This is a genomic window from Aquirufa sp. 5-AUSEE-100C1 (assembly GCF_054558655.1).
Map to the genome: position 1 here is coordinate 201,713 of NZ_JBPXKO010000004.1, position 19,813 is coordinate 221,525.

Annotated in this window: 18 protein-coding genes; 11 read left to right on the top strand and 7 right to left on the bottom strand. The window is 42.3% G+C overall.

Going from position 1 to position 19,813, the window contains the following annotated elements:
- Positions 1–36 precede the first annotated feature (36 nt).
- A complete protein-coding gene (locus tag ACMH5P_RS10685) occupies positions 37–2,631 on the bottom strand; it encodes a TonB-dependent receptor (RefSeq protein WP_459494359.1) in 2,595 nt (864 codons plus the stop codon).
- Positions 2,632–2,751: 120 nt separating this feature from the next.
- Here ACMH5P_RS10685 and ACMH5P_RS10690 point away from each other — a divergent pair, with 120 nt between their 5' ends.
- From ACMH5P_RS10690 to argH, 5 genes are all read left to right on the top strand, one after another.
- Complete coding sequence (locus tag ACMH5P_RS10690; protein WP_459494360.1) at positions 2,752–3,297, top strand: GNAT family N-acetyltransferase; 546 nt, start codon at positions 2,752–2,754, stop codon at positions 3,295–3,297.
- Positions 3,298–3,370: 73 nt separating this feature from the next.
- On the top strand, positions 3,371–4,345 hold the full coding sequence (locus ACMH5P_RS10695) for a Rossmann-fold NAD(P)-binding domain-containing protein (protein WP_459494361.1): 975 nt from the start codon (positions 3,371–3,373) through the stop codon (positions 4,343–4,345).
- A 1-nt stretch (position 4,346) separates the two neighbouring features.
- Positions 4,347–5,123 carry an acetylglutamate kinase gene (gene argB / locus ACMH5P_RS10700; protein ID WP_459494362.1) on the top strand — a complete coding sequence of 259 codons (777 nt, stop codon included), beginning with the start codon at positions 4,347–4,349 and terminating at the stop codon, positions 5,121–5,123.
- On the top strand, positions 5,123–6,187 hold the full coding sequence (locus ACMH5P_RS10705) for a M20 family metallo-hydrolase (protein WP_459494363.1): 1,065 nt from the start codon (positions 5,123–5,125) through the stop codon (positions 6,185–6,187). The genes argB and ACMH5P_RS10705 overlap by 1 nt, the downstream gene beginning before the upstream one ends.
- A gap of 7 nt (positions 6,188–6,194) precedes the next feature.
- Positions 6,195–7,535: an argininosuccinate lyase gene (gene argH / locus ACMH5P_RS10710; protein WP_459494364.1), complete on the top strand. Its 1,341-nt coding sequence runs from the start codon at positions 6,195–6,197 to the stop codon at positions 7,533–7,535.
- On the opposite strand, the gene ACMH5P_RS10715 is transcribed toward argH, so the two are convergent.
- Positions 7,524–8,114, bottom strand: coding sequence for a riboflavin synthase (locus tag ACMH5P_RS10715; RefSeq protein WP_459494365.1), 591 nt, complete (start codon positions 8,112–8,114; stop codon positions 7,524–7,526). The genes argH and ACMH5P_RS10715 overlap by 12 nt on opposite strands.
- Before the next feature lie 46 nt (positions 8,115–8,160).
- Between ACMH5P_RS10715 and ACMH5P_RS10720 the strand changes: the two genes are divergently transcribed.
- On the top strand, positions 8,161–8,769 hold the full coding sequence (locus ACMH5P_RS10720) for a DUF1684 domain-containing protein (protein ID WP_459494366.1): 609 nt from the start codon (positions 8,161–8,163) through the stop codon (positions 8,767–8,769).
- Here ACMH5P_RS10720 and ACMH5P_RS10725 read toward each other — a convergent pair.
- The 3 genes from ACMH5P_RS10725 to ACMH5P_RS10735 form a co-directional block, all read right to left on the bottom strand.
- A complete protein-coding gene (locus ACMH5P_RS10725) occupies positions 8,766–9,494 on the bottom strand; it encodes a head GIN domain-containing protein (RefSeq protein WP_459494367.1) in 729 nt (242 codons plus the stop codon). The genes ACMH5P_RS10720 and ACMH5P_RS10725 overlap by 4 nt on opposite strands.
- Positions 9,495–9,559: 65 nt before the next feature.
- Positions 9,560–12,019 carry a PspC domain-containing protein gene (locus ACMH5P_RS10730; protein WP_459494368.1) on the bottom strand — a complete coding sequence of 820 codons (2,460 nt, stop codon included), beginning with the start codon at positions 12,017–12,019 and terminating at the stop codon, positions 9,560–9,562.
- An 11-nt stretch (positions 12,020–12,030) separates the two neighbouring features.
- Positions 12,031–12,372, bottom strand: coding sequence for a PadR family transcriptional regulator (locus ACMH5P_RS10735; RefSeq protein WP_459494369.1), 342 nt, complete (start codon positions 12,370–12,372; stop codon positions 12,031–12,033).
- 136 nt (positions 12,373–12,508) lie between these two features.
- Between ACMH5P_RS10735 and ACMH5P_RS10740 the strand changes: the two genes are divergently transcribed.
- From ACMH5P_RS10740 to porT, 4 genes are all read left to right on the top strand, one after another.
- Positions 12,509–13,732, top strand: coding sequence for a sensor histidine kinase (locus tag ACMH5P_RS10740; RefSeq protein WP_459494370.1), 1,224 nt, complete (start codon positions 12,509–12,511; stop codon positions 13,730–13,732).
- Positions 13,729–14,655 (top strand): AEC family transporter, encoded by a 927-nt coding sequence (locus tag ACMH5P_RS10745; RefSeq protein WP_459494371.1) that lies wholly within the window; start codon positions 13,729–13,731, stop codon positions 14,653–14,655. The genes ACMH5P_RS10740 and ACMH5P_RS10745 overlap by 4 nt, the downstream gene beginning before the upstream one ends.
- A gap of 76 nt (positions 14,656–14,731) precedes the next feature.
- Complete coding sequence (ubiE, locus tag ACMH5P_RS10750) at positions 14,732–15,457, top strand: bifunctional demethylmenaquinone methyltransferase/2-methoxy-6-polyprenyl-1,4-benzoquinol methylase UbiE (protein ID WP_459494372.1); 726 nt, start codon at positions 14,732–14,734, stop codon at positions 15,455–15,457.
- Positions 15,400–16,137: a type IX secretion/gliding motility protein PorT/SprT gene (gene porT, locus ACMH5P_RS10755; RefSeq protein ID WP_459494373.1), complete on the top strand. Its 738-nt coding sequence runs from the start codon at positions 15,400–15,402 to the stop codon at positions 16,135–16,137. The genes ubiE and porT overlap by 58 nt, the downstream gene beginning before the upstream one ends.
- Before the next feature lie 3 nt (positions 16,138–16,140).
- Here the strand turns inward: porT and ACMH5P_RS10760 are convergent, their stop codons facing one another.
- Both ACMH5P_RS10760 and ACMH5P_RS10765 read right to left on the bottom strand, forming a co-directional pair.
- Positions 16,141–17,052 (bottom strand): DUF4249 domain-containing protein, encoded by a 912-nt coding sequence (locus ACMH5P_RS10760; RefSeq protein WP_459494374.1) that lies wholly within the window; start codon positions 17,050–17,052, stop codon positions 16,141–16,143.
- 1 nt (position 17,053) lies between these two features.
- On the bottom strand, positions 17,054–19,432 hold the full coding sequence (locus tag ACMH5P_RS10765; RefSeq protein WP_459494375.1) for a TonB-dependent receptor: 2,379 nt from the start codon (positions 19,430–19,432) through the stop codon (positions 17,054–17,056).
- Between the two features lie 162 nt (positions 19,433–19,594).
- Here ACMH5P_RS10765 and ACMH5P_RS10770 point away from each other — a divergent pair, with 162 nt between their 5' ends.
- Positions 19,595–19,804: a helix-turn-helix transcriptional regulator gene (locus ACMH5P_RS10770; RefSeq protein ID WP_459494376.1), complete on the top strand. Its 210-nt coding sequence runs from the start codon at positions 19,595–19,597 to the stop codon at positions 19,802–19,804.
- The last annotated feature ends 9 nt before the right edge of the window (positions 19,805–19,813 follow it).

The following is a 19,813-nucleotide window of genomic DNA, read 5'->3' on the forward strand; positions in this document are numbered from 1 at the left end:
CTGTCGCCTCCCTTTTTGTAGAACTAGAAATACCCACTAACGTGGTCCTCCGAAGCCGCCTCCGCCGCCACCCATACGCATGCCAGGCATACCCATCGGTTGTTGAGGTGCAGCTGGTGCCGCATCGCCACCATCTTTCGTATCGTCGTTATTAACTGATTTCTTTTTCTTGGTCGGGCCAAAACTCATTTTACCGATCCGGTAAGTGAAGTTCACCTTAAAGTTCATGTTACGAAGCGTATTCACGGATTCTTGATTGATGAATGCCGTCTTCGTTTCACTGCGAATGATAAATCCGTTAGGTGTCAAGAAATTCTCAGCTCCAAAACCAATACTTCCTTTTTTGTTTTTAAAGTCTTTACGAAGACTTAAACTATAAATACCAAATCCGCCTTGAGAACCTTGCAACTGAATCTGGTTCACACGGTAGAACGAAAATATTTGTGCTCCCCAACCATTTCCGATCGTATAATTTCCAAAAAGACGGAAGTTCGACTGAAGTCCTTCATTTTTCGCAGACAACAAGGGATCTGGGACATTGTTTGCCAACACCATGTACGACAAATCTCCGCCTCCACCAATCATCAACTTATTCGAAAGGTTGATATTCAAATTGATATTCACCCCATAGGCATCCTCATTTCCGATATTCTGTGAAGTTGTCTTAACAGTATCCCCACGCACCTCACGAATTTGATTAATCGAACCGGTTGTATTACGCACAAAGAACGAAGTAGATATGTAGGTTTGCTTGATGAATTTACTGTATGAGATTTCATAATTGTTCGTAAACTCAGGGGCCAAATTCGGATTACCTTGAGAAATATTCAATGGATTCGTTGCGTTTACGTTGGGATTCAAGTTCTGAATTCCTGGACGCTGAATACGACGGTTGTAGCTGAATCTCCAGGTTCCCGACTTAAACGTCTTCGACATGTTGAAACTAGGAACCAATACCCCATAAGGAGGAATCGTCGTATTTTGACCTTCGTTCTTTAAGAAACTTGCCGAAATGTCCGTGTACTCATAACGAGCTCCAGCTTTAATGCTCCACTTATTTTTCGTCGTCAAGGTATATGAACCATATGTTCCCCAAATGTTCTGATCATAATCAAAAACGTTACTTGGTAAGGATGCTAGATTAACAGGAACATAATTTCCTAAACCGTCTCCTTTAAACGAAGCGTAATCAGACGTCACATTTCTTGAGATTCCTTTGGCACCAATTTCAACTAATTGATTTTTTCCAATGGGGGTTTGATAATCCATTTGAAAGGTCATTTCCTGATTGTAGGAATCATTGACGTTCTTAATCGAACTCATGATTTCACTCATGGTTGATGTTGGATTCAAGATAAGATTGTAAAAATCATTCGTACGGTTATTCCGGCTGTAAGCAGTTAATATCGAGAATTCACGTTGCGCAAGCGCAAAAGTTTTCGTGTAGTCAAAATTGACGTCTACGTTGGCCGACTGATCTAATGAATTCGTATTTCGCAAACTTGCCAAAACACCATTACGGATTTGCGATAATCCATCTTGCCAGTTATTTCCATTACGCAAACCAAAACGAACGTTCGAAGTGATTGAATTGTATTTGTTGATATCCCAATCAAAGCCTAATTGATAGTTACCAAAAATACCCTCTCTACGAGTTTCAGCCGTTTGTAAATTGGTGGTTTGCAGATTATTGGAAGTCGTAATTTGCGTGCTCTCAAATTTACCGTTCACGTTGTATTCTGAACGCCCAAATCCTCCCAACGATAAACCCCAATTTTTATTACGGAAGTTTCCGTTCAAGGATAAGTTAGATCCACGAACACCCACACTTGAGTCAATATTCAAGGTCAACCCTTGCAGGGTATTCTTTTTTGTCACAATATTGATGATACCCGCGGAACCCTCTGCATCATACCGAGCAGATGGCGAGGTAATAACCTCCACTGTCTTGATCATATCCGCTGGAATCTGACGCAAAGCATCCGAAATACTCGAAGCCATGATCGTGGAAGGTTTGTTGTTAATTAACACCTTCACATTGGTCGAACCTCTCAGGGACGGATTACCATCCAAATCCACCGATAACATCGGAACCTTTTTCAAGACATCGGTCGCATCGCCTCCTTTATTACTCGCATCTTTTTCCGCATTGTAAACCGTACGGTCCACACGCTCCTCGATCAAAGCCCGCTGACCCTCAACGGTCACCTCGGCCAACATCTTCGTACTGGAAGGTAATTTAATGACCCCTAAATCCTGGTCATCGTTTTTCGAATTTACCGAAACAAACAAGGTTTTGCTTTCGTATCCGATAAATGAAATCACGATTTTATAATCTCCTTGCGGAACTTTATTCAACACAAATTTACCTACTAAATCGGCTGACGCACCATCCACGGGACGGTTAGTCGCCTTATTTATCAATGCTACAGACGCAAATTCCACAGGCTTTGTGTCCGTAGAGTCCAATACATATCCAACTATTTTGGCGGAACCTTTGGGAGCCGCTTGCGCCGTTCCCGGAATAACTGCCTCCTTCTTCGCTGCAGGCATGCCAAATCCACCGGGGATTTGGGCGGCTGCCATACCGCTGATTAAAAGACAATTCAATAAAAAGAAATACTTTTTCATATATGTTTGTTGTTATTACGCTTCTCACAAAATCGAGTACAAAAATCTAGTATCTTTCACAAAGCATCTCTATTTTGCGACCAATCCCACAAATTTGTAGGTCAACATTTCTAGATTTTTATGATTTCCATCAAAACAGAACGTTTAACCCTCATTCCTCTCGATCATAGCCTGCTCGAGTGTTGGTTTAAATTTGGCAGGAAAGAATTAGAGGTTAACCTTGAATTAAACCCAAATGTTTTCCAGCTAGAAGTATTTTATGAAAATGAAATGCTTCATGCCTTGGAACATTTCTGGATGCCCATGACCAAAAAATTCCCCTTCGATTTTATGTGGTACACAAATTGGGAAATAATCCTAACGAATAAATCCTGCTCTATCGGGGGAATTGGATTTTCAGGCATGCCAGATGACCAAGGTAGTACCGAAATTGGATATGCACTTGACCAAAAATACCGAGGATACGGCTATGCCAAGGAGGCTGTAAACGGTCTGATCAACTGGGCCTTCCAAGACGCTGACTTAAAATTCATCCGTGCAGAAACCCCCTGTGATAACCTCAAATCTCAATCCGTTTTAGTAGGTAATCAGTTTAATCAAGTCGGGGAAAAAACAATCTACTGCCCAGATGCTTTGGACGTATTCACTTGGGAACGTCATCGATAAATTTCATTTATCTGTTAAAAATGGTAATTTTACCGAATTGCCAAAAATATAAGGTCTTTTGACCACCCTTTATATGCAGCATTTTACTTCCGTTAAAGACGCGTACAACATTGACAAATTAGTCAGCGAGGCCTTGTTGATGAAAAAAATGCCTTATGCCGACAAGCATTTAGGCAAGAACAAGACCATGGGTTTATTGTTCTTTAATTCCAGTTTACGTACCCGTCTTTCTACGCAAAAAGCTGCACAGAACCTCGGAATGGATGTAATGGTGATGAATGTGGGCGCCGATTCCTGGCAGTTGGAAATGAATGAGGGGGTCATTATGAACGGAGATAAAGCTGAACACGTATCCGAAGCCGCTGCCGTGATTGGTCAATATTGCGACATCGTGGGAGTTCGGAGTTTCCCGGGTTTGGTCGACCGTGAATTAGATTATTCGGAATTGGTTTTAAAGCAATTCATGAAATATACCGGCAAGCCGATTGTGAGTTTGGAATCTGCTACCCGGCATCCCTTGCAGTCCTTTGCCGACTTGATTACCATTACCGAAACCAAGCAAGTAGAACGCCCGAAGGTCGTTTTGACCTGGGCGCCTCACGTGAAGGCTTTGCCACAATGTGTACCCAATTCCTTCGCGGAATGGATGAATATTGCGAATGTAGACTTTACCATCGCTCACCCGAAAGGTTATGATTTAGCTCCCGAGTTTGCGGGCAATGCGAAGATTTGTTATGACCCGAAAGAAGCATTTGTTGGTGCTGATTATATCTATGCTAAAAACTGGTCATCCTACGAGGATTACGGGAAAATTCTTTCCTCCGATCCTGCATGGACGGTTAGTAAAGCGAAAATGGATTTGACAAACAAAGCCAAATTCATGCATTGCCTACCTGTACGGAGAAACGTGGTCGTAGATGATGAGGTGATTGATTCGGAGAATTCGATTGTGATCCAACAGGCTGGTAACCGGCTTTGGGCTGCTCAAGCCGTTTTAAAAGAAATCTTATTAACCCAAATGCGGGTAGAAAGCCCTTATTTATTCTAGCATGAAACAGGCCTTACATATCGTAAAGATTGGTGGAAACATCATCGATGCACCCGAGGCCTTAGCATCCTTTTTGGCTAATTTTGCATCCATTCCCGGATTCAAATTATTAGTCCATGGAGGAGGAAAAATTGCTACCTCCATGGCGGCGGAATTGGGTATTCAAAGCCAGATGATAGAAGGGCGTCGGGTGACTGACTCCGAAAGTCTCAAGATTGTCACCATGGTCTATGCGGGATGGATCAACAAATCCATCGTCGCCTCATTACAAGCGCTCTCAACGAATGCGATTGGTCTTGCGGGACCCGACGGCGCCTTTGTGGTGTCCAAGAAAAGAAATCCTGAGCCCATCGACTATGGTTTTGTCGGGGATATCGAATCCGTCAATGCACTTGGTTTAACTGCATTAATTGAAAATGGATTAAGTCCGGTTTTTGCGCCCATCACAGCGGATTCAAAAGGACAATTATTGAATACCAATGCGGATACCATGGCGCAAGCCTTGGCCATTGCATTAAGTACTCACTTTGACGTAACACTTACCTATTGCTTTGAAAAGCAAGGGGTTTTGATGGATCCGAACGACGATAACTCGGTCATTTCACAGATTAACTCTGCCAAATTCGCGCAATTAAAAGCGGATGGAATTGTTTCCGCCGGCATGATTCCTAAATTGGAGAATGCCTTAAAGGCCATTTCACAAGGTGTTCAAACCGTGCGTCTTTGCCATGCTGATTTTGTTTCACAGCCCGACAAGGGCACATTGATTCAAGCCTAATGTATACGGACCAACAATATATAGACGCCAAGGACCTGCTCGGAAAGCTGGTAGCCTGTCCTTCCTTAAGTCGGGAAGAACAAGGAACTGCTACGATCATCGAGGAATTCTTTGCGGCTCGAAATATTGGGTTTCAGCGATTGGGGAATAATGTTTGGGCGACCAATAAACATTTTGACCCAAGTAAACCGAGCATTTTATTAAACTCGCATCATGATACGGTGAAGGCCAATGCGTCTTGGACACATGATCCATTAGCGGCAACGATACAAGACGGCAAATTAATTGGTCTCGGCAGCAATGATGCCGGTGCCAGTTTAGTCTGTTTGATTGCGACTTTTTGTTCGTTTTATGAGCAAGAATTACCCTTTAACTTGGTTTTAGCGGCGACGGCGGAGGAGGAAATATCGGGAACAGGCGGCATCGAGTCAGTCTTAAAATCTGCGGACTTTCCGGCCATCTCTTGGGCGATTGTGGGGGAACCGACGGATTGCCAACTCGCCATTGCGGAGAAAGGATTAATGGTCATTGACGCCGAAGTCAAAGGCATTGCGGGCCATGCGGCAAGAAACGAGGGAACCAATGCCATTTACTTGGCCATGGAGGACATACAAAAGATTAAAGGATTTGAATTTCCAGAAGTTTCACCGGTTTTGGGACCTGTGAAATGTACAGTAACCGTGATTCAGGCCGGCAAACAACACAATGTGGTGCCGGATTTATGTCATTATACGATTGATTGTCGGGTCAATGAATGTTATTCCTTGGAACAAGTACTTGAAATTTTAAGAGGCCTTGTTCAAGCAGAATTGACTCCACGCAGTATCCGTTTGCAATCCAGTAAAATCCCCGATGGACATCCGGTTCTCGAAGCCGCTGCTGCTTTAGGGATTACCAGCTTTGGATCACCTACCCTATCGGATCAGGCCTTGATGCCTTTCCCATCGGTGAAAATTGGACCAGGGCATTCGGGTAGAAGCCATACGGCGGATGAATTTATTTATTTGGAAGAACTGAAACAGGGAATTCAAACCTATCAGAAATTACTATCACAATTAATCTAATACGAACGTGGCAAAACTTTGGCAAAAAGAAAATCAGCAAACAGACGCAATCATTGAGCAATTCACGATTGGGAACGACCCTGTATACGATTTGCAATTAGCGCGCTACGATGTGATGGGTTCACTCGCGCACATTACCATGCTCGAGCATGTAGGTCTTTTGCCCTCGGAGGAATTGGAACCTTTATGTCTCGAACTTAAAAATATCTTGGACACGATCGAGGATGGCACTTTCGTCATCGAAGAGGGAATGGAGGATGTCCACTCACAAATCGAATTTTTACTTACCCAAAAATTGGGGGATTTAGGCAAGAAAATACATGCGGGTCGGTCACGGAATGACCAGGTGCTTGTTGACCTAAAATTATTTATGCGGGCGGAAATCATGGAAATCGCGGATGCGGTGGAGGATTTATTCGACCTCTTGTTGGCGAAAAGCGAAGCCCACAAAAATGATTTATTGCCGGGTTATACGCACTTACAAATTGCTATGCCATCGTCGTTTGGTTTGTGGTTTGGCGCATACGCAGAATGCTTGGTGGAAGACGCCGAATTGTTGGAAGCGGCTTTTCGTTTGGCCAATAAAAATCCTTTGGGCTCCGGAGCGGGTTATGGCTCATCCTTCCCGCTGGATCGTAAATTAACAACGATTTTATTGGGATTTGAGGCACCACATGTGAATGTGGTGAATGCGCAGATGTCGAGAGGCAAGACTGAATTATACGTATTGAACGCGATTTCCCAATTGGCAACGACCTTGAGTCGCTTGGCCATGGACGTTTGTTTATACAACTCGCAAAACTTTGGTTTTATTGAATTACCGAGTAGCCTGACGACGGGAAGCTCTATTATGCCGCATAAGAAAAATCCCGATGTGGCGGAATTATTACGTGGGAAATCGAATACACTAAAGGCTGCTCCGAACCAATTGCAATTGTTGATGAGCAACCTACCTTCCGGTTACCACCGCGAATTCCAATTGACCAAGGAAATCTTGATGCCGGCCATCGATGAAATCAAGGATTGCTTGGAGATTACGCATTACATGGTCTCCAACATGAAAGTCAAATCGAATCTTTTGAAAGATTCCAAATATGATTTATTGTTCTCTGTCGAGGAGGTGAATAAACTCGTAGTACAGGGAATGCCGTTTCGCGAGGCTTATGTTCAGGTAGGAAAAATGATTGAGGCGGGTGAATTCAATGGTAGCGGCCGCGAAATCAATCATTCCCACTTAGGCAGTATAGGCAATTTAGGTTTGTCCGAAATACAATCACAGAAAGATGCCGTTTGGAATCGATTTGGATTCGAGAAAGTCGAAGATGCGATTGAGGATTTATTGAGCTAATTGTTGGGCCAATAACTTCTGCATATACTTACCCAGAATATCGAATTCTAAATTCACTCGATCACCAACTTGCATTTGGTGGAAAATCGTGTGTTCGTAGGTATAAGGAATAATTGCCACCGAGAACGTATCTTTTCCAGATTCAACAACTGTTAAGGACGTCCCATTAACGCAAATGGATCCTTTTTCGACGGTCACATGTCCCGCAGGATATTGAAAATGGTATTCCCAAGAACCATCATGTACCTTGATGTCGGTACAAATACCCGTCAAATCCACATGACCTTGAACGATGTGGCCATCGAATCGTCCGTTCGCAGGCATGCAACGCTCTAAATTAACTTTTTGTCCGATTTTTAAATCACCCAAATTGGTCTTTTGAAGAGTTTCTTGAATCGCTGTCACCCGGTATTGCGGTGAATTGATTTCTACAACAGTTAGGCAGACACCATTGTGGGCGAGCGACTGATCGATTTTTAACTCATCCGTGAAGGAAGATGAAAACCAAAAATCGACATTTGAGCCCTGCGTTTGTTTACTTTCCAAAACGCCCATTGATTCCACAATACCTGTAAACATGTGATTAATTTTATATTTTTACGAATTCAAATTTACACGCATTCCCATGAAATTCAATCGCTGGTTCCTGATAATTGCTGCAATAATCGTTTGCCTGATTTATGTGAGCTTACCTAAACAGGGCACAATCCCAGCCAAATCAAGGGAAGACTCATTGCAGACCGTGGAGAGTCGGAAGGCGAAAGACGAACAATTACGTACTGCGGAGGATTCCCCCATCCCCGACCGAGCTAATTTTAAGGGCTTGACCTATTTTCCCTATTCGCCGAAATGGGTTATCTCATTTGAAATGATTCGAAATGAAAAAGTTGAACGCGTAGGACTTGCGATGACGGATGGCAGCAAGGATTCTTTGTTGGTATTCGGAAAGGCCAAAGCCAAAATAGACGGACAAAACATTGAATTGATTGTTTACCAATATGACTCCGGGGATTTCTTTATTCCATTTAAAGACAAAACCGCCCCCACAGAAACCTATGGAGGCGGTCGGTATTTGGAGTTACCCCTAACTAATATAAAAGACAATCAAATTCTATTGGATTTCAACCAAGCTTATTTCCCTTTTTGCGCGTATAATAAGACGTTTGCCTGTCCGGTTCCGCCTCAGGCGAATTACATAAACTTGCGGATTCCGGCAGGAGAGAAAAATCCTTAATTCACTCGTCGAACCACCGAGGCTCCACTCAAATCTTTTGTAAGATTCAACGGGTTGCCTTTGTATTCAATTTTAGATGCACCGGAAGCTTCGACACGTAATGACTTTTGGACATTCAATTCGACATGACTTGCTCCGCTTGCCTCCACATCGACATCACGAGCAATCATATCCGATAAGATAACATGGCTTGCGCCAGACAAGCCCAAAGATAATTTAAGCACTTGTCCTTTCATCTCCACTTTGGTGGCCCCTGAAAGATCGATGACCAACTTATCGGCTACTAATTTAGAGGAACTTAATTTAGAAGCACCGCTGCAATGCAGAGTCATTTCTTCCTCGTCGGTAAACCCTTCTAACGTAACCTTGGTAGCTCCATTAAAATCTGCGTCGCGTAAACGAGGCATGGTGATATTGAGAACAATTTTGTTCGACCCACCTTTCCAGTTTTTCCAGCTCTTCCAATAGGACTCATCGAGGTATATGATGAGTTTTGAACCTTCAACGCGTACCTCTAAATCTTCTAAGGCTTTTTCATCACCGGTAGCGGAGAGCGCATAGACATTTCCTTTAAATACGTGGATTTCGAACGCGCTTCCAATTTCGAGTGATTGGAAATTACCAACTCGAATTTTTTTTGTGATTTGTTCGGGTGCAGAAGCGAATGCCTGTATTGAAAATCCAAATACCAACAAGCTTAAAATTATACGTAAGCGATTTTTCATAAGGTGGATATTTAATTTATTACATGGCAACAAGATGCTTCAACAATGGAATGGGTTGCACCCACTTATTTATTTTTATTAAAAGCGACGATTAGGTTCTTATACGACTGATAATTCACATTCGCGCGCTCAGCTTTCTTTCCCTTCAAGCTCTTTTTGACATTGAGATCCATACTTGCTTGATTTCCCACAGAAATAACGGCATTGTCAGTTTCCCATTTGCGGGCTTGTAACTCAGAAGAATCAAATGCCGCCGCCGCTAAGTCCTTAGATTGCCCAATTAACGTCAGGCTATGGAAATCATGTAGGATGACGTCAAGTTTTGCTAATGAAAAACCTGAAACCTCCGAACGAGCGTTCCCCCCTAAGTCCACGCGAACTAAATCGGGCGTCTCGATGGTCAAAATCATATCAGAGGGAACATCCCCAATCGTCAACACCCCATTCGCCACGGAAGTCAATCGTCCGAAATCTGCATTTGGTTCATTCGCCTGGTAGGAAACCTTGAATTCTTTTCCCTTAAGTATTTTAATTGCGGCTGAACCAGAACGTTTGATTTGAATCGATTGAAAGGGCCCAACTGTTTTCGAAATGGACACAGCTCCCGAGGAATTGGGGGTAATTGTTTCATCGGGTGCAACAGGGGCTACCGGAGCGTCTGGCTCATCACCAAAATCGTCGGAATTATCATTCGAGGAATCCCCGTCTTTAGGTGTACGATTTAAGCAAATCAAACCCTTATCCATGGAGAACGTCCACTTAGATCCCACGAACAAGTCGCCGTCCTCTTCATTAAAATAACCGCTTGGCAATACGTTATCGATGAAATAGCCAAACTCACGCGTCATTCCAAAATTCACTCCATAAGGAATTAATACCTTCACCCGCATCCGTTGGTTTCTGAATTTTAAATTCTTTAAGCCAAAGTGACTATCCATCACCAGTTTATTTCCTTTAAGATCGTAATGATAATGAATTGCTTTGGCGTTCGCCTCCGCCTCGGCACGCGTCCGACCATTTGATTTGGCAAAAGCGATGACTTGAATCGTTTTTCCATCATAGCCCTCTAACACAATTTGAGATCTTGAAAACCCACCTCGATTGAAATCATGTTGCTCATCTTCGTCCAATAACTCGTCGGTAATCATCGTATTTCCCAATAACTTCTCCCACATCGTTTCGTTGGATTCACGATTCACATCAAACACATAAACTGAATCAGCTGAGATTTCTTTCATTTGACTAACGGAGGCTGTACGCTGGAAATTACGCCCTACAAAACTAAATGCGGCGAACAAACCCACCCAGCCAATAATCGCAATCGTTGTGGATGTATAGGAATAGGTTTTATTCGTTAATTTACGATTCATCAAAAGAGATAAACCACCAATACCAATTCCCAAGACCATGGGGATAATTGCGGCATAAGCGGCCCAAATAGACCAAGCTGGAAGATCTTGAACTAATAAATAAATGGGAACGGCTTCTCCGAAGGCGAGACTAATTTGCCCATGATCAAAGCCTGAAATACCTGATGTAGTTAAAACCACTAATGCAACCGCGAAAGCGATGGCTATGATCAGCAACACAATACCCGCGAGGTATTGCACAAACCATTTAACCCCCATCAATACTGGCTTAAGCGCAGTAAACACAGTTGCCAGGGCACGGAATGGGAAAAGTAGAATACGAGTTAAGGTTTTCTCCTCACTTGCACCTGGCTGAAAAGTATCCTTGATATTCTTCTCAATGTTTTCTAAGGTGATAGGCTCACCTGTCATTTCCATTTTGTCGGTCAGGGATTTCGCCTCTGGCGTAATCGCCATGATGATGATATAAGCAGCCGCTCCAGAACCAAAAAAGAATAACGAAATCACGGCTAGTACGCGCAATAAACCAATATCCCAACCGGTATAGGCAGCAATACCTGCCATAACGCCGCCAACTACTTTATTCTCTGGATCACGGTAAAACTTACGGTATGATTTTTCCGAATCATCACGCGTCTCGCCCGGTACGGCAATCCAACAAACAATGTATACCCAAAAGATAAAGTTGGCAGCATGTAACAAAGGAATCAATCCAAAGAATCCGACAACTAAAATCAAACGAACCCAAATCGGATCCATTTCAAAATAATTAGCAATTCCTGCTGCAACACCCCCCAATTTTTTATTGGTTAAATCGCGGCGGAATGGTTTAGTGAAATCCGCCTTAGGCGCCTCGTTCTGCTTTTGTTCTTGGGTGTCACGCTCTTCGATTTCTTGGAAATCGGCGATGGTACCTAAAGATGCGATGAGGGCGTCTACATGTTCTTGCGAAATAGCCTCGGTTTTCTCCGTCTCGCGGATATTCCAAAACTTCTCAGCAATGCGCGCTTCAATGTCATCGATAATGTCCTTCGAACCTTCGAAATTCTGAAAATAGGTATGAATGGATTTTAAATACGCATCCAAGGTAGCAAAAGCGTCCTCTTCAATGTGGAAGACGATGCCAGCAATATTAATAGATAGGGTCTTTTTCATATCTGTAAAGATTAAGCTTGGGGTGTTTGAGGATGAACGATTTGTGAAACTGAGCTTTGAAGATCATCCCAGGTTCCATGTAATTCGGCTAAAAAGGTTTCCCCCTTTTCAGTCAATACATAATATTTTCGTGGCGGACCGGAGGCTGACTCCACCCATTTGTAATCGAGAAATCCGGCGTTTTTCAGTCGCGTTAGGAGCGGATACAAAGTTCCCTCAACGACCATGATTTTCGCCGACGTCAATTCGGTCAACATCGTGGAGGCATAAACCTCCCCGCGCGAAATGATTTGCAGAATACAGAATTCCAATATCCCTTTCCGCATCTGCACCTTGGCATTTTCAATATCCATCGCTTTGATTTGTTTATTTGATAGGACAAATGTATAAAAGGTACTATGTAATACAAAGTACCTTAGAAAAAATATTTTTGATTTATGGATAAACGGTGAGTAATTTGTGAGGAATGGTAGTTTGAACCATGGATCTATGAAAATACTAACCAAAGAAGTTGCCTTGCCGCTTGCCTTTTACAACCGTGATACCTGGTTGAAAGTCATCTTCTTTGCCGTTTGCGTTTTCATGGCGGGATTTTCCCTCTATTTCACGGATGGTTTGGTGTCCAAATTAGAGGAGCGGGAAAAACAACAAATCGAATTATATGCGGAAACCATTCGTTATGTGATGACGAGTGATGAGAATGCCGATATCAATTTTTTCTTTGAGCGAATCAAAAAAATTAATGAAAACAATACCATTCCCGTTATCTGGAAGGATGGAAGTGGGCATTTAAACTCAATCAATATCTCCATTCCCGAGGAAATCGATGTTGAGCAAAAACAGGAGTTACTCAAAACGAAACTTCAGGAAATCATTGCTGAAAATAACAAACCCATCGAAATGGACATGGGATTTCAGAAGGAATACATCTATTATGGTAATTCGAAGCTCCTAAAATTACTTCGCTACTATCCGCTTTCCCAGCTCCTTGTGGTACTGATTGTTGGCTTTCTCGGATACATTTTCTTTTCCTATTCGAGACGTGCGGAACAAAATCGAGTATGGGTGGGACTTGCCAAAGAGACTGCACACCAGTTGGGGACTCCCCTCTCCTCCCTCACCGCTTGGGTCGAAATCCTACGCAACGAACCCCACATCAATCCAGAAATTGTCAATGAATTAAGCAAGGATATTCAGCGTTTAGAAACCATCACAACCCGCTTCTCGAACATCGGATCCACCCCCATATTAAAAGAGGAAGACCTGGAAGAATTGATTTCAAGTTTCATCGCATATTTGAAAATTCGAATATCTACCAAAGTGCTCATTGAAATTAAATGTACGCTCGCACCCGGACAAACGGCGAACGTAAATAAATACCTATTCGAATGGGTCATAGAGAACATCTGTAAGAATGCCGTTGATGCCATGAGCGGCACAGGACACATGTTAATCTACCTCCACGAAGGAAAAAACAATCAGCTTTACATTGATATTTCAGATACCGGAAAAGGAATTATTCCAGCGAACATGTCTAAAATTTTCAACCCGGGCTACAGTACGAAGAAGCGAGGTTGGGGTTTGGGCCTTACATTAGCCAAACGCATCGTGGAAAACTACCACGAGGGTAAATTAACCTTAAAATCAACCGAAATAAACAAAGGGAGTACCTTCCGAATCGCACTCCCTAAACCTGAAAGTAAGGAAGCATGAACACGACCAACTTGGTCTTTGGATCCGCATTAATCATTATTGGAATTGGCTATTTACTCAAAAGCCTCAAGTTCATTGATCTGAAAGATGCGAAATCCATCTCGAAATTTTTGATGCATACCACTTTCCCCGCCTTGGTCTTTGCGACTATGCTGAAAGTGAAACTTTCGGCTGCATTAGGATGGTTACCATTAATTGCCATGCTGTTTGGTTTTTTATCCTCTTACGTAGGATTTATCCTATTCAAAAAGGAAAAGCGTGAAAATCGGGGAATCCTAACCATGGGATCAGCCGGCTGGAACCTCGGCTTATTTGCTTATCCGTTGATTGAAGGCATTTGGGGATGGGAAGGATTGACCTATGCGATAATGTTCGATTTAGGAAATTCAGTCATCAACTTCATGGTCAATTACGGCATGGGGACCTATTTGGCAGGGAATCACGGCCCGTCCAACCCCATCAAGCATGTACTCAAGAAAATCTTTACGCTGCCACCATTTCAAGCGATGCTCCTTGGTTTAAGCTGCAATATTTTTCAAATTCCCGTTTTTCCATTGGCCATGGATATCATCGACACCATCGCCAAAGGTAATAAACCGATGGTTTTGCTTTTGATGGGGATTTATTTCAGCGTGCGTTTACCCAAAGTCGCCTTCGCAAAAGTATTCCAAGTACTTGGGTTACGCTATCTATTGGGTTTAAGCATCGGCCTCATCCTCTATTATACCGTTCCTTTTGAATTTCAATACCGAAACATGTTGCTTATTTGCCTCATCCTACCAGCCGGTATGACACTCATTACCTATTCCGATGAGCTCAACTTCGATACGGGAATCGCGGCGGCAATTGTGAATTTCTCTATGCTCATCAGCTTTATCATTATGTGGTGTTTGGTGGGTATTTTCAGCATGGCGCCCCATTAAACCAAATAAAATTGGTATTTTTGCCTAAACAATTTGCCTAAGCACATCGTTAGACTTATGCAAATCAATCAATGCTATGGTCGTTCCCTACAAAAATCAAAATAAAGGTAAAAAAGAGCAGGTCGCAGACATGTTCAATTCTATTTCCCACAAATATGATTTTCTAAATCACTTGTTAAGCGGTGGAATTGACATTATTTGGCGAAAAAAGGCTATCAAGCTTCTTCAAAATAAGGGAATAAAGAAAGTCCTAGACATTGCTACGGGTACGGGCGACTTTGCGATCGAAGCCCTAAAAATCAATCCCGATAAGATTGTTGGCGTGGATATCTCAGAAGGCATGTTAGCCTTCGGAAAAGAGAAAATCAAGAAAATGGGCTTGGAGGATAAAATCACCTTGCAGCTGGGCGATTCGGAAAAACTTCCTTTTTCCGACAATAGTTTCGATGCAATCACCGTTAGTTTTGGTGTACGTAATTACGAAACCTTGGAAAAAGGCTTAAAGGATATGTTTCGCGTTTTAAAACCGGGTGGTTATTGCCTCATTTTGGAATTCTCGAATCCCAAAAAATTCCCTATGAAACAATTATATGGATTCTATTCGCGCTATTGTTTACCCCTCTTAGGAAAACTAATCTCGAAAGATTCCTCGGCCTATACCTACCTGCCTGAATCCGTTCAAGCATTTCCAGATGGAAAAGATTTTATTAACATCTACGAAAATTGCGGATTTAGCAATACGCAATGGATTCCGATGACAGGTGGAATCTGTTCCATCTACCTCGGCCAAAAAGCAAAATAAACGTGCGAATATTTAAAAAAATAGGGACTCTTTGTTTGATATTGTTTGCTTTCAAATCTTGGGGGCAGCACACCAAATACACCCGTATTTTTCATGAATATTACGATGAAAAACCCGTCCACTTCGGGTTTTTATTTGGTTTTGCCTCGACCAATTATTCCATTCAAGCCCAACAAGCCCTATTAGGTACAGCGGATTCGGTTCGCTCCCCGCGTAATTTTGGTTTTCAAATTGGTGGACTTGTCAACTACGCTTTTGATAAACATTGGGAAATTAAATCCGGCATTAACATCGCCCTGTATGAGCGGGAAATTCAATTCAGAAGTGAGCCCAATGAACCGCTTTGGCGTGAATCGACATGGCTAGAGATTCCTGTTTTGTTGAAGCTAAGATCCGTTCGTCGAAACAACCATCGCTTGTATGTAATTGGGGGGGCTAAATTGGGAATAGAAGCCAATGTAAAGAAAAAAAGTACGGCACTAAGTGCTAACACAGCTGATCTCTCCCTGGAGTATGGTTTCGGTCTCGAGCAATATTTTCAATTCTTCAAATTTACTCCCGAGATTCGCTTTTCACACGGGCTGCTGAACCTATATGTCCCTCCGTCTGTGGCGGGGGCTTATTCAAAATTAAATGGGATTCGCACGCACACAGTTACCTTGTTGATAAATTTCGAATAAATATTAAGGTAAATCACTTCCTTTACGCGCCTTGGCTGGATCAATAACTGTTTCCAACGATGAAACAGCAGATACACCAAACCAACCAGCTCCTTGCAATTTAGAATTCGAATTTAGATTCTTGATATTGGATGGAATATTCGCCGCCGGCCTAGCAAATAAACCGGCATTATTTAATTCCAATCGAGCCTGCGAATAAAAGCTAAACTGATCTAAAGAAATCGAATAGAGCTCTACTTTCAACTTGTCGTTTGGCTCATACAGTTCCGGATTAATCGAAGCACGAATGGGCAAATTAAACATCAAACCATCCGTTCCGGATACCTTCTGTAAAGCGGAGTCATAAAATACAACCAAATTAGACGGTGAATTGAACAATTTACCATTCTTATAGAACTTAACACGATAACAACTCCCCTCACCCACTAAATCATTGCCAAAGAAACGAGCCTCAAAACCTTCTTTGGGTTTACCATCAGCTGATTGACGCGGATTTGCTGTAGCCTTCTTGTATGCGATGGAATCGATCGGAGGAACCGGGTTCATTTTGGCGGATGCCACAAAACTGTCAGAACCCGATTTAATTTTCAATTGATAAGTGCGCCCTACTTGACCAAAGATCGGCTTTAAAGCCGTAGGAACCCACACATAGGTACCCGGTGCATCAGGGCTCTCGACAAATTTAAATTCATTTGAGGCATCATCGCGAACAATAACCTCCGCACCCTGGATGGCCGGTGGATTCGTATTGTCAAAATAATCCTGCGATTGCGTCAAGATGATTTTTTGGGGACCCGGTAAATTAGTCAACGTACTTTCAACGACTAAATAGCGATCCGATTTAGGGCTCTGTAAGGTGACAACATCCTCACAAGCGAACAAAAACATCGAAAATAAAACGAGTAAATAGCGCATCTTAAAACGTAAAATTATAGGTGACAGCAGGTATAAATGAGCCAATAATGGACAATTGAACCGCTTCTGTTTTTAAGGTATTATCTGCATTGGGTTGCGTGTAAATGGAGAACGGATTCTTACGATTGTATAAATTATACACCGAGAAAACCCACTCGGAACTACCCTTGCCAAATAAGGCCTTCTTGTTCTTTTTCGTTGCCGAAATATCTAAACGATGGTAATCCGGCACACGAATATTACCACGTGTCCCAGGAACTGTTTGCGGGTAGGCAACGCCCTCATAGATATATTTCTGCGATGGAATCGAATAAGGAACTCCCGTGATGTAAGCAAAATTTGCTCCAAAAGACCATTTAGCTGATAAGGCATATTGGCCAACCATATTAAAGGTATGCGTCCGATCGTAACGATTCACATACCATTCGTTGTTGTTTAAGCCTTCAATTAAACGTTCTGATCGAGCCAAGGTATAACTCGCCCATCCCGTTAACTTACCTACGTTCTTCTTTAAGTATAATTCCAAACCATAGGCACGCCCCTTACCAAAGAGTAAATCTTTTTCAAATAAGGGGTTTAAGAACAAATTTGCTCGATCCGCGTAGTCAATTTGGTTCTGCATTTCCTTGTAATAGACCTCAACAGAAGTCTCGTAATCATTACCATTTTCACCTAAATTTTTAAATACACCGAGAGCTACTTGATCCGCAATTTGAGGTTTAATATTGTTGGTCGATGGAGTCCAAACATCCAATGGCGTAGATGCTGCCGTATTTGACATCAAATGCACATACTGCGCCAAACGGTTATAGGACGCTTTGAAAGAAGAATTCTCCCCCGCCTTTACATTTAAGGCAAAGCGTGGTTCCCAATTCCCATAAGTAGCTACAGAACTCGTCGGTGAAATTTGCACCGGCTTCAACGTAAATCCAGTCGGATTTTCGATGCTGTTAGGCACCGCAATACGTTGGTAATAGACACCATCATCACTCTTATAATCATAATTCGAATACCTTATGCCGTATTGTACCGATATCCGCGAACTAATCTTCCACTCATCACCAATGTATGCGGATAACTCCAAACCGCTCTTATCGGCCTGTCCAAAATTCCGAACGGCCCCATTCGAAGATGCCGAGGCTTTACCGGGCGAAAATTGATAGGACAATACCTGAGCACCAAAAGTCAAGGTATTATCCGGTGTTACATAGTAGGTAAAATCAGGCTTAAAGCTTAAATTAACAATGTTAGATGTCCATCGAAATGCATCCGATGGACGCTTGTTTTTCAAATCGGAATCTAATAAATAGTCATAATTAGAATAGAACGTCGTCGCATTCATAAACAACTTGTTGGAGAATACGTGATTCCATCTCGCCGATATCGTACTATTCCCCCAATTGAAACCAAATCCGGTACCAAAGACGTCCCGGCCAAAATATCCGGATAAGAATACCGTATTCTTTGTATCAATATTGTAATTAACCTTAGCCGTTAAATCATAGAAATTAAAGGTTGCATCCGCGTTATTTCCTGTCAAAAAAGGTTTCGCCAAGATATCAATGTAAGAACGACGGGCTGCCACGATAAATGATGCCTTATCTTTGATCAGAGGTGCTTCGATCGACAAACGTGAAAAGATTACCCCGATTCCTCCATTCACTTCCAATTTCTTTGCATTTCCCTCCTTCATTTTCACATCAAGAATCGAAGAAACACGACCCCCATATTGTGAAGGAATACCCCCTTTAAATAACTTGACATCTTTCACCGCATCGGGATTAAAGACCGAGAAAAAACCGAACAAGTGAGACGAATTATAAACAGGAGCATCGTCTAATAAGACCAAGTTTTGATCGACCCCGCCTCCACGAACATTAAATCCAGATGCACCTTCACCCACCGTAGAAACGCCTGGTAACAACTGAATAGCACGAACCAAATCCACTTCTCCCAACAAGGCTGGTATTTTACGAATGGTTTTGATGTCAATTTTATTCACCGACATCTCAATGCCCTTGACGTTTTCATCCACCGCCTTTGCTGTCACACGAACTTCCGCAAGTTCATTGCTCTCAGGTTTCATCTCAATATTCAAGGTTTGATTTTTCCCTGAAAAAGTCACTTTCTTCTCTTGCTTGGCAAAACCCGAAGAGGAAAATACCAAAGTAAATTCACCCGGCTGTACCGATAAACTATAGAAACCATAGGTATTGGTCACATTACCAACCTTCAGTTCTTTGATATAAATACTCGCACCAATGAGCCCTTCTCCGTTCGAAGCATCCTTCACATATCCACTAATAGTAGCCTTTTGAGCAAACATGAGCGTGGGTAAAAGCATCAACAACAAGAAACCAATTCTCTTTATATACATCATATTAACAATGAAAACACAAAGATAACGCGCAAAAAAGCCAAAAGGTTTCCCGCTCATCACATTATCAAAAAAATCAATAAAATTTAATACAATCAGTAACATATTACCGAAAGTATTTTAAAATCAATTTGTTTTATATATTTGCTGAAACAAACCTATTCAATGGATTTACTAATTTTTGGCCAAATCATCCGCGAAAAACGAAATGCCTTGCATCTCAAACAGGAAGAATTAAGTGCCCGAAGTGGAGTAGCAATTAAAACCATTCACTCCATCGAAATGGGAAAAGGAAACCCCGCCATCAAAACCATCTTACGCATTTTCGATATTCTCGAACTCGATTTTATCGTGGTATCAGCCAAAAACTCCTAACATCAATTA

Excerpts from the sequence above, each read along its gene's own strand:
- ACMH5P_RS10685 (WP_459494359.1), bottom strand. The coding sequence starts at position 2,631 with ATGAAAAAGTATTTCTTTTTATTGAATTGTCTTTTAATCAGCGGTATG.
- ACMH5P_RS10690 (WP_459494360.1), top strand. The coding sequence starts at position 2,752 with ATGATTTCCATCAAAACAGAACGTTTAACCCTCATTCCTCTCGATCAT.
- ACMH5P_RS10695 (WP_459494361.1), top strand. The coding sequence starts at position 3,371 with ATGCAGCATTTTACTTCCGTTAAAGACGCGTACAACATTGACAAATTA.
- argB (WP_459494362.1), top strand. The coding sequence starts at position 4,347 with ATGAAACAGGCCTTACATATCGTAAAGATTGGTGGAAACATCATCGAT.
- ACMH5P_RS10705 (WP_459494363.1), top strand. The coding sequence starts at position 5,123 with ATGTATACGGACCAACAATATATAGACGCCAAGGACCTGCTCGGAAAG.
- ACMH5P_RS10715 (WP_459494365.1), bottom strand. The coding sequence starts at position 8,114 with ATGTTTACAGGTATTGTGGAATCAATGGGCGTTTTGGAAAGTAAACAA.
- ACMH5P_RS10720 (WP_459494366.1), top strand. The coding sequence starts at position 8,161 with ATGAAATTCAATCGCTGGTTCCTGATAATTGCTGCAATAATCGTTTGC.
- ACMH5P_RS10725 (WP_459494367.1), bottom strand. The coding sequence starts at position 9,494 with ATGAAAAATCGCTTACGTATAATTTTAAGCTTGTTGGTATTTGGATTT.
- ACMH5P_RS10730 (WP_459494368.1), bottom strand. The coding sequence starts at position 12,019 with ATGAAAAAGACCCTATCTATTAATATTGCTGGCATCGTCTTCCACATT.
- ACMH5P_RS10735 (WP_459494369.1), bottom strand. The coding sequence starts at position 12,372 with ATGGATATTGAAAATGCCAAGGTGCAGATGCGGAAAGGGATATTGGAA.
- ACMH5P_RS10740 (WP_459494370.1), top strand. The coding sequence starts at position 12,509 with ATGAAAATACTAACCAAAGAAGTTGCCTTGCCGCTTGCCTTTTACAAC.
- ACMH5P_RS10745 (WP_459494371.1), top strand. The coding sequence starts at position 13,729 with ATGAACACGACCAACTTGGTCTTTGGATCCGCATTAATCATTATTGGA.
- ubiE (WP_459494372.1), top strand. The coding sequence starts at position 14,732 with ATGGTCGTTCCCTACAAAAATCAAAATAAAGGTAAAAAAGAGCAGGTC.
- porT (WP_459494373.1), top strand. The coding sequence starts at position 15,400 with ATGGATTCCGATGACAGGTGGAATCTGTTCCATCTACCTCGGCCAAAA.
- ACMH5P_RS10760 (WP_459494374.1), bottom strand. The coding sequence starts at position 17,052 with ATGCGCTATTTACTCGTTTTATTTTCGATGTTTTTGTTCGCTTGTGAG.
- ACMH5P_RS10765 (WP_459494375.1), bottom strand. The coding sequence starts at position 19,432 with ATGATGTATATAAAGAGAATTGGTTTCTTGTTGTTGATGCTTTTACCC.
- ACMH5P_RS10770 (WP_459494376.1), top strand. The coding sequence starts at position 19,595 with ATGGATTTACTAATTTTTGGCCAAATCATCCGCGAAAAACGAAATGCC.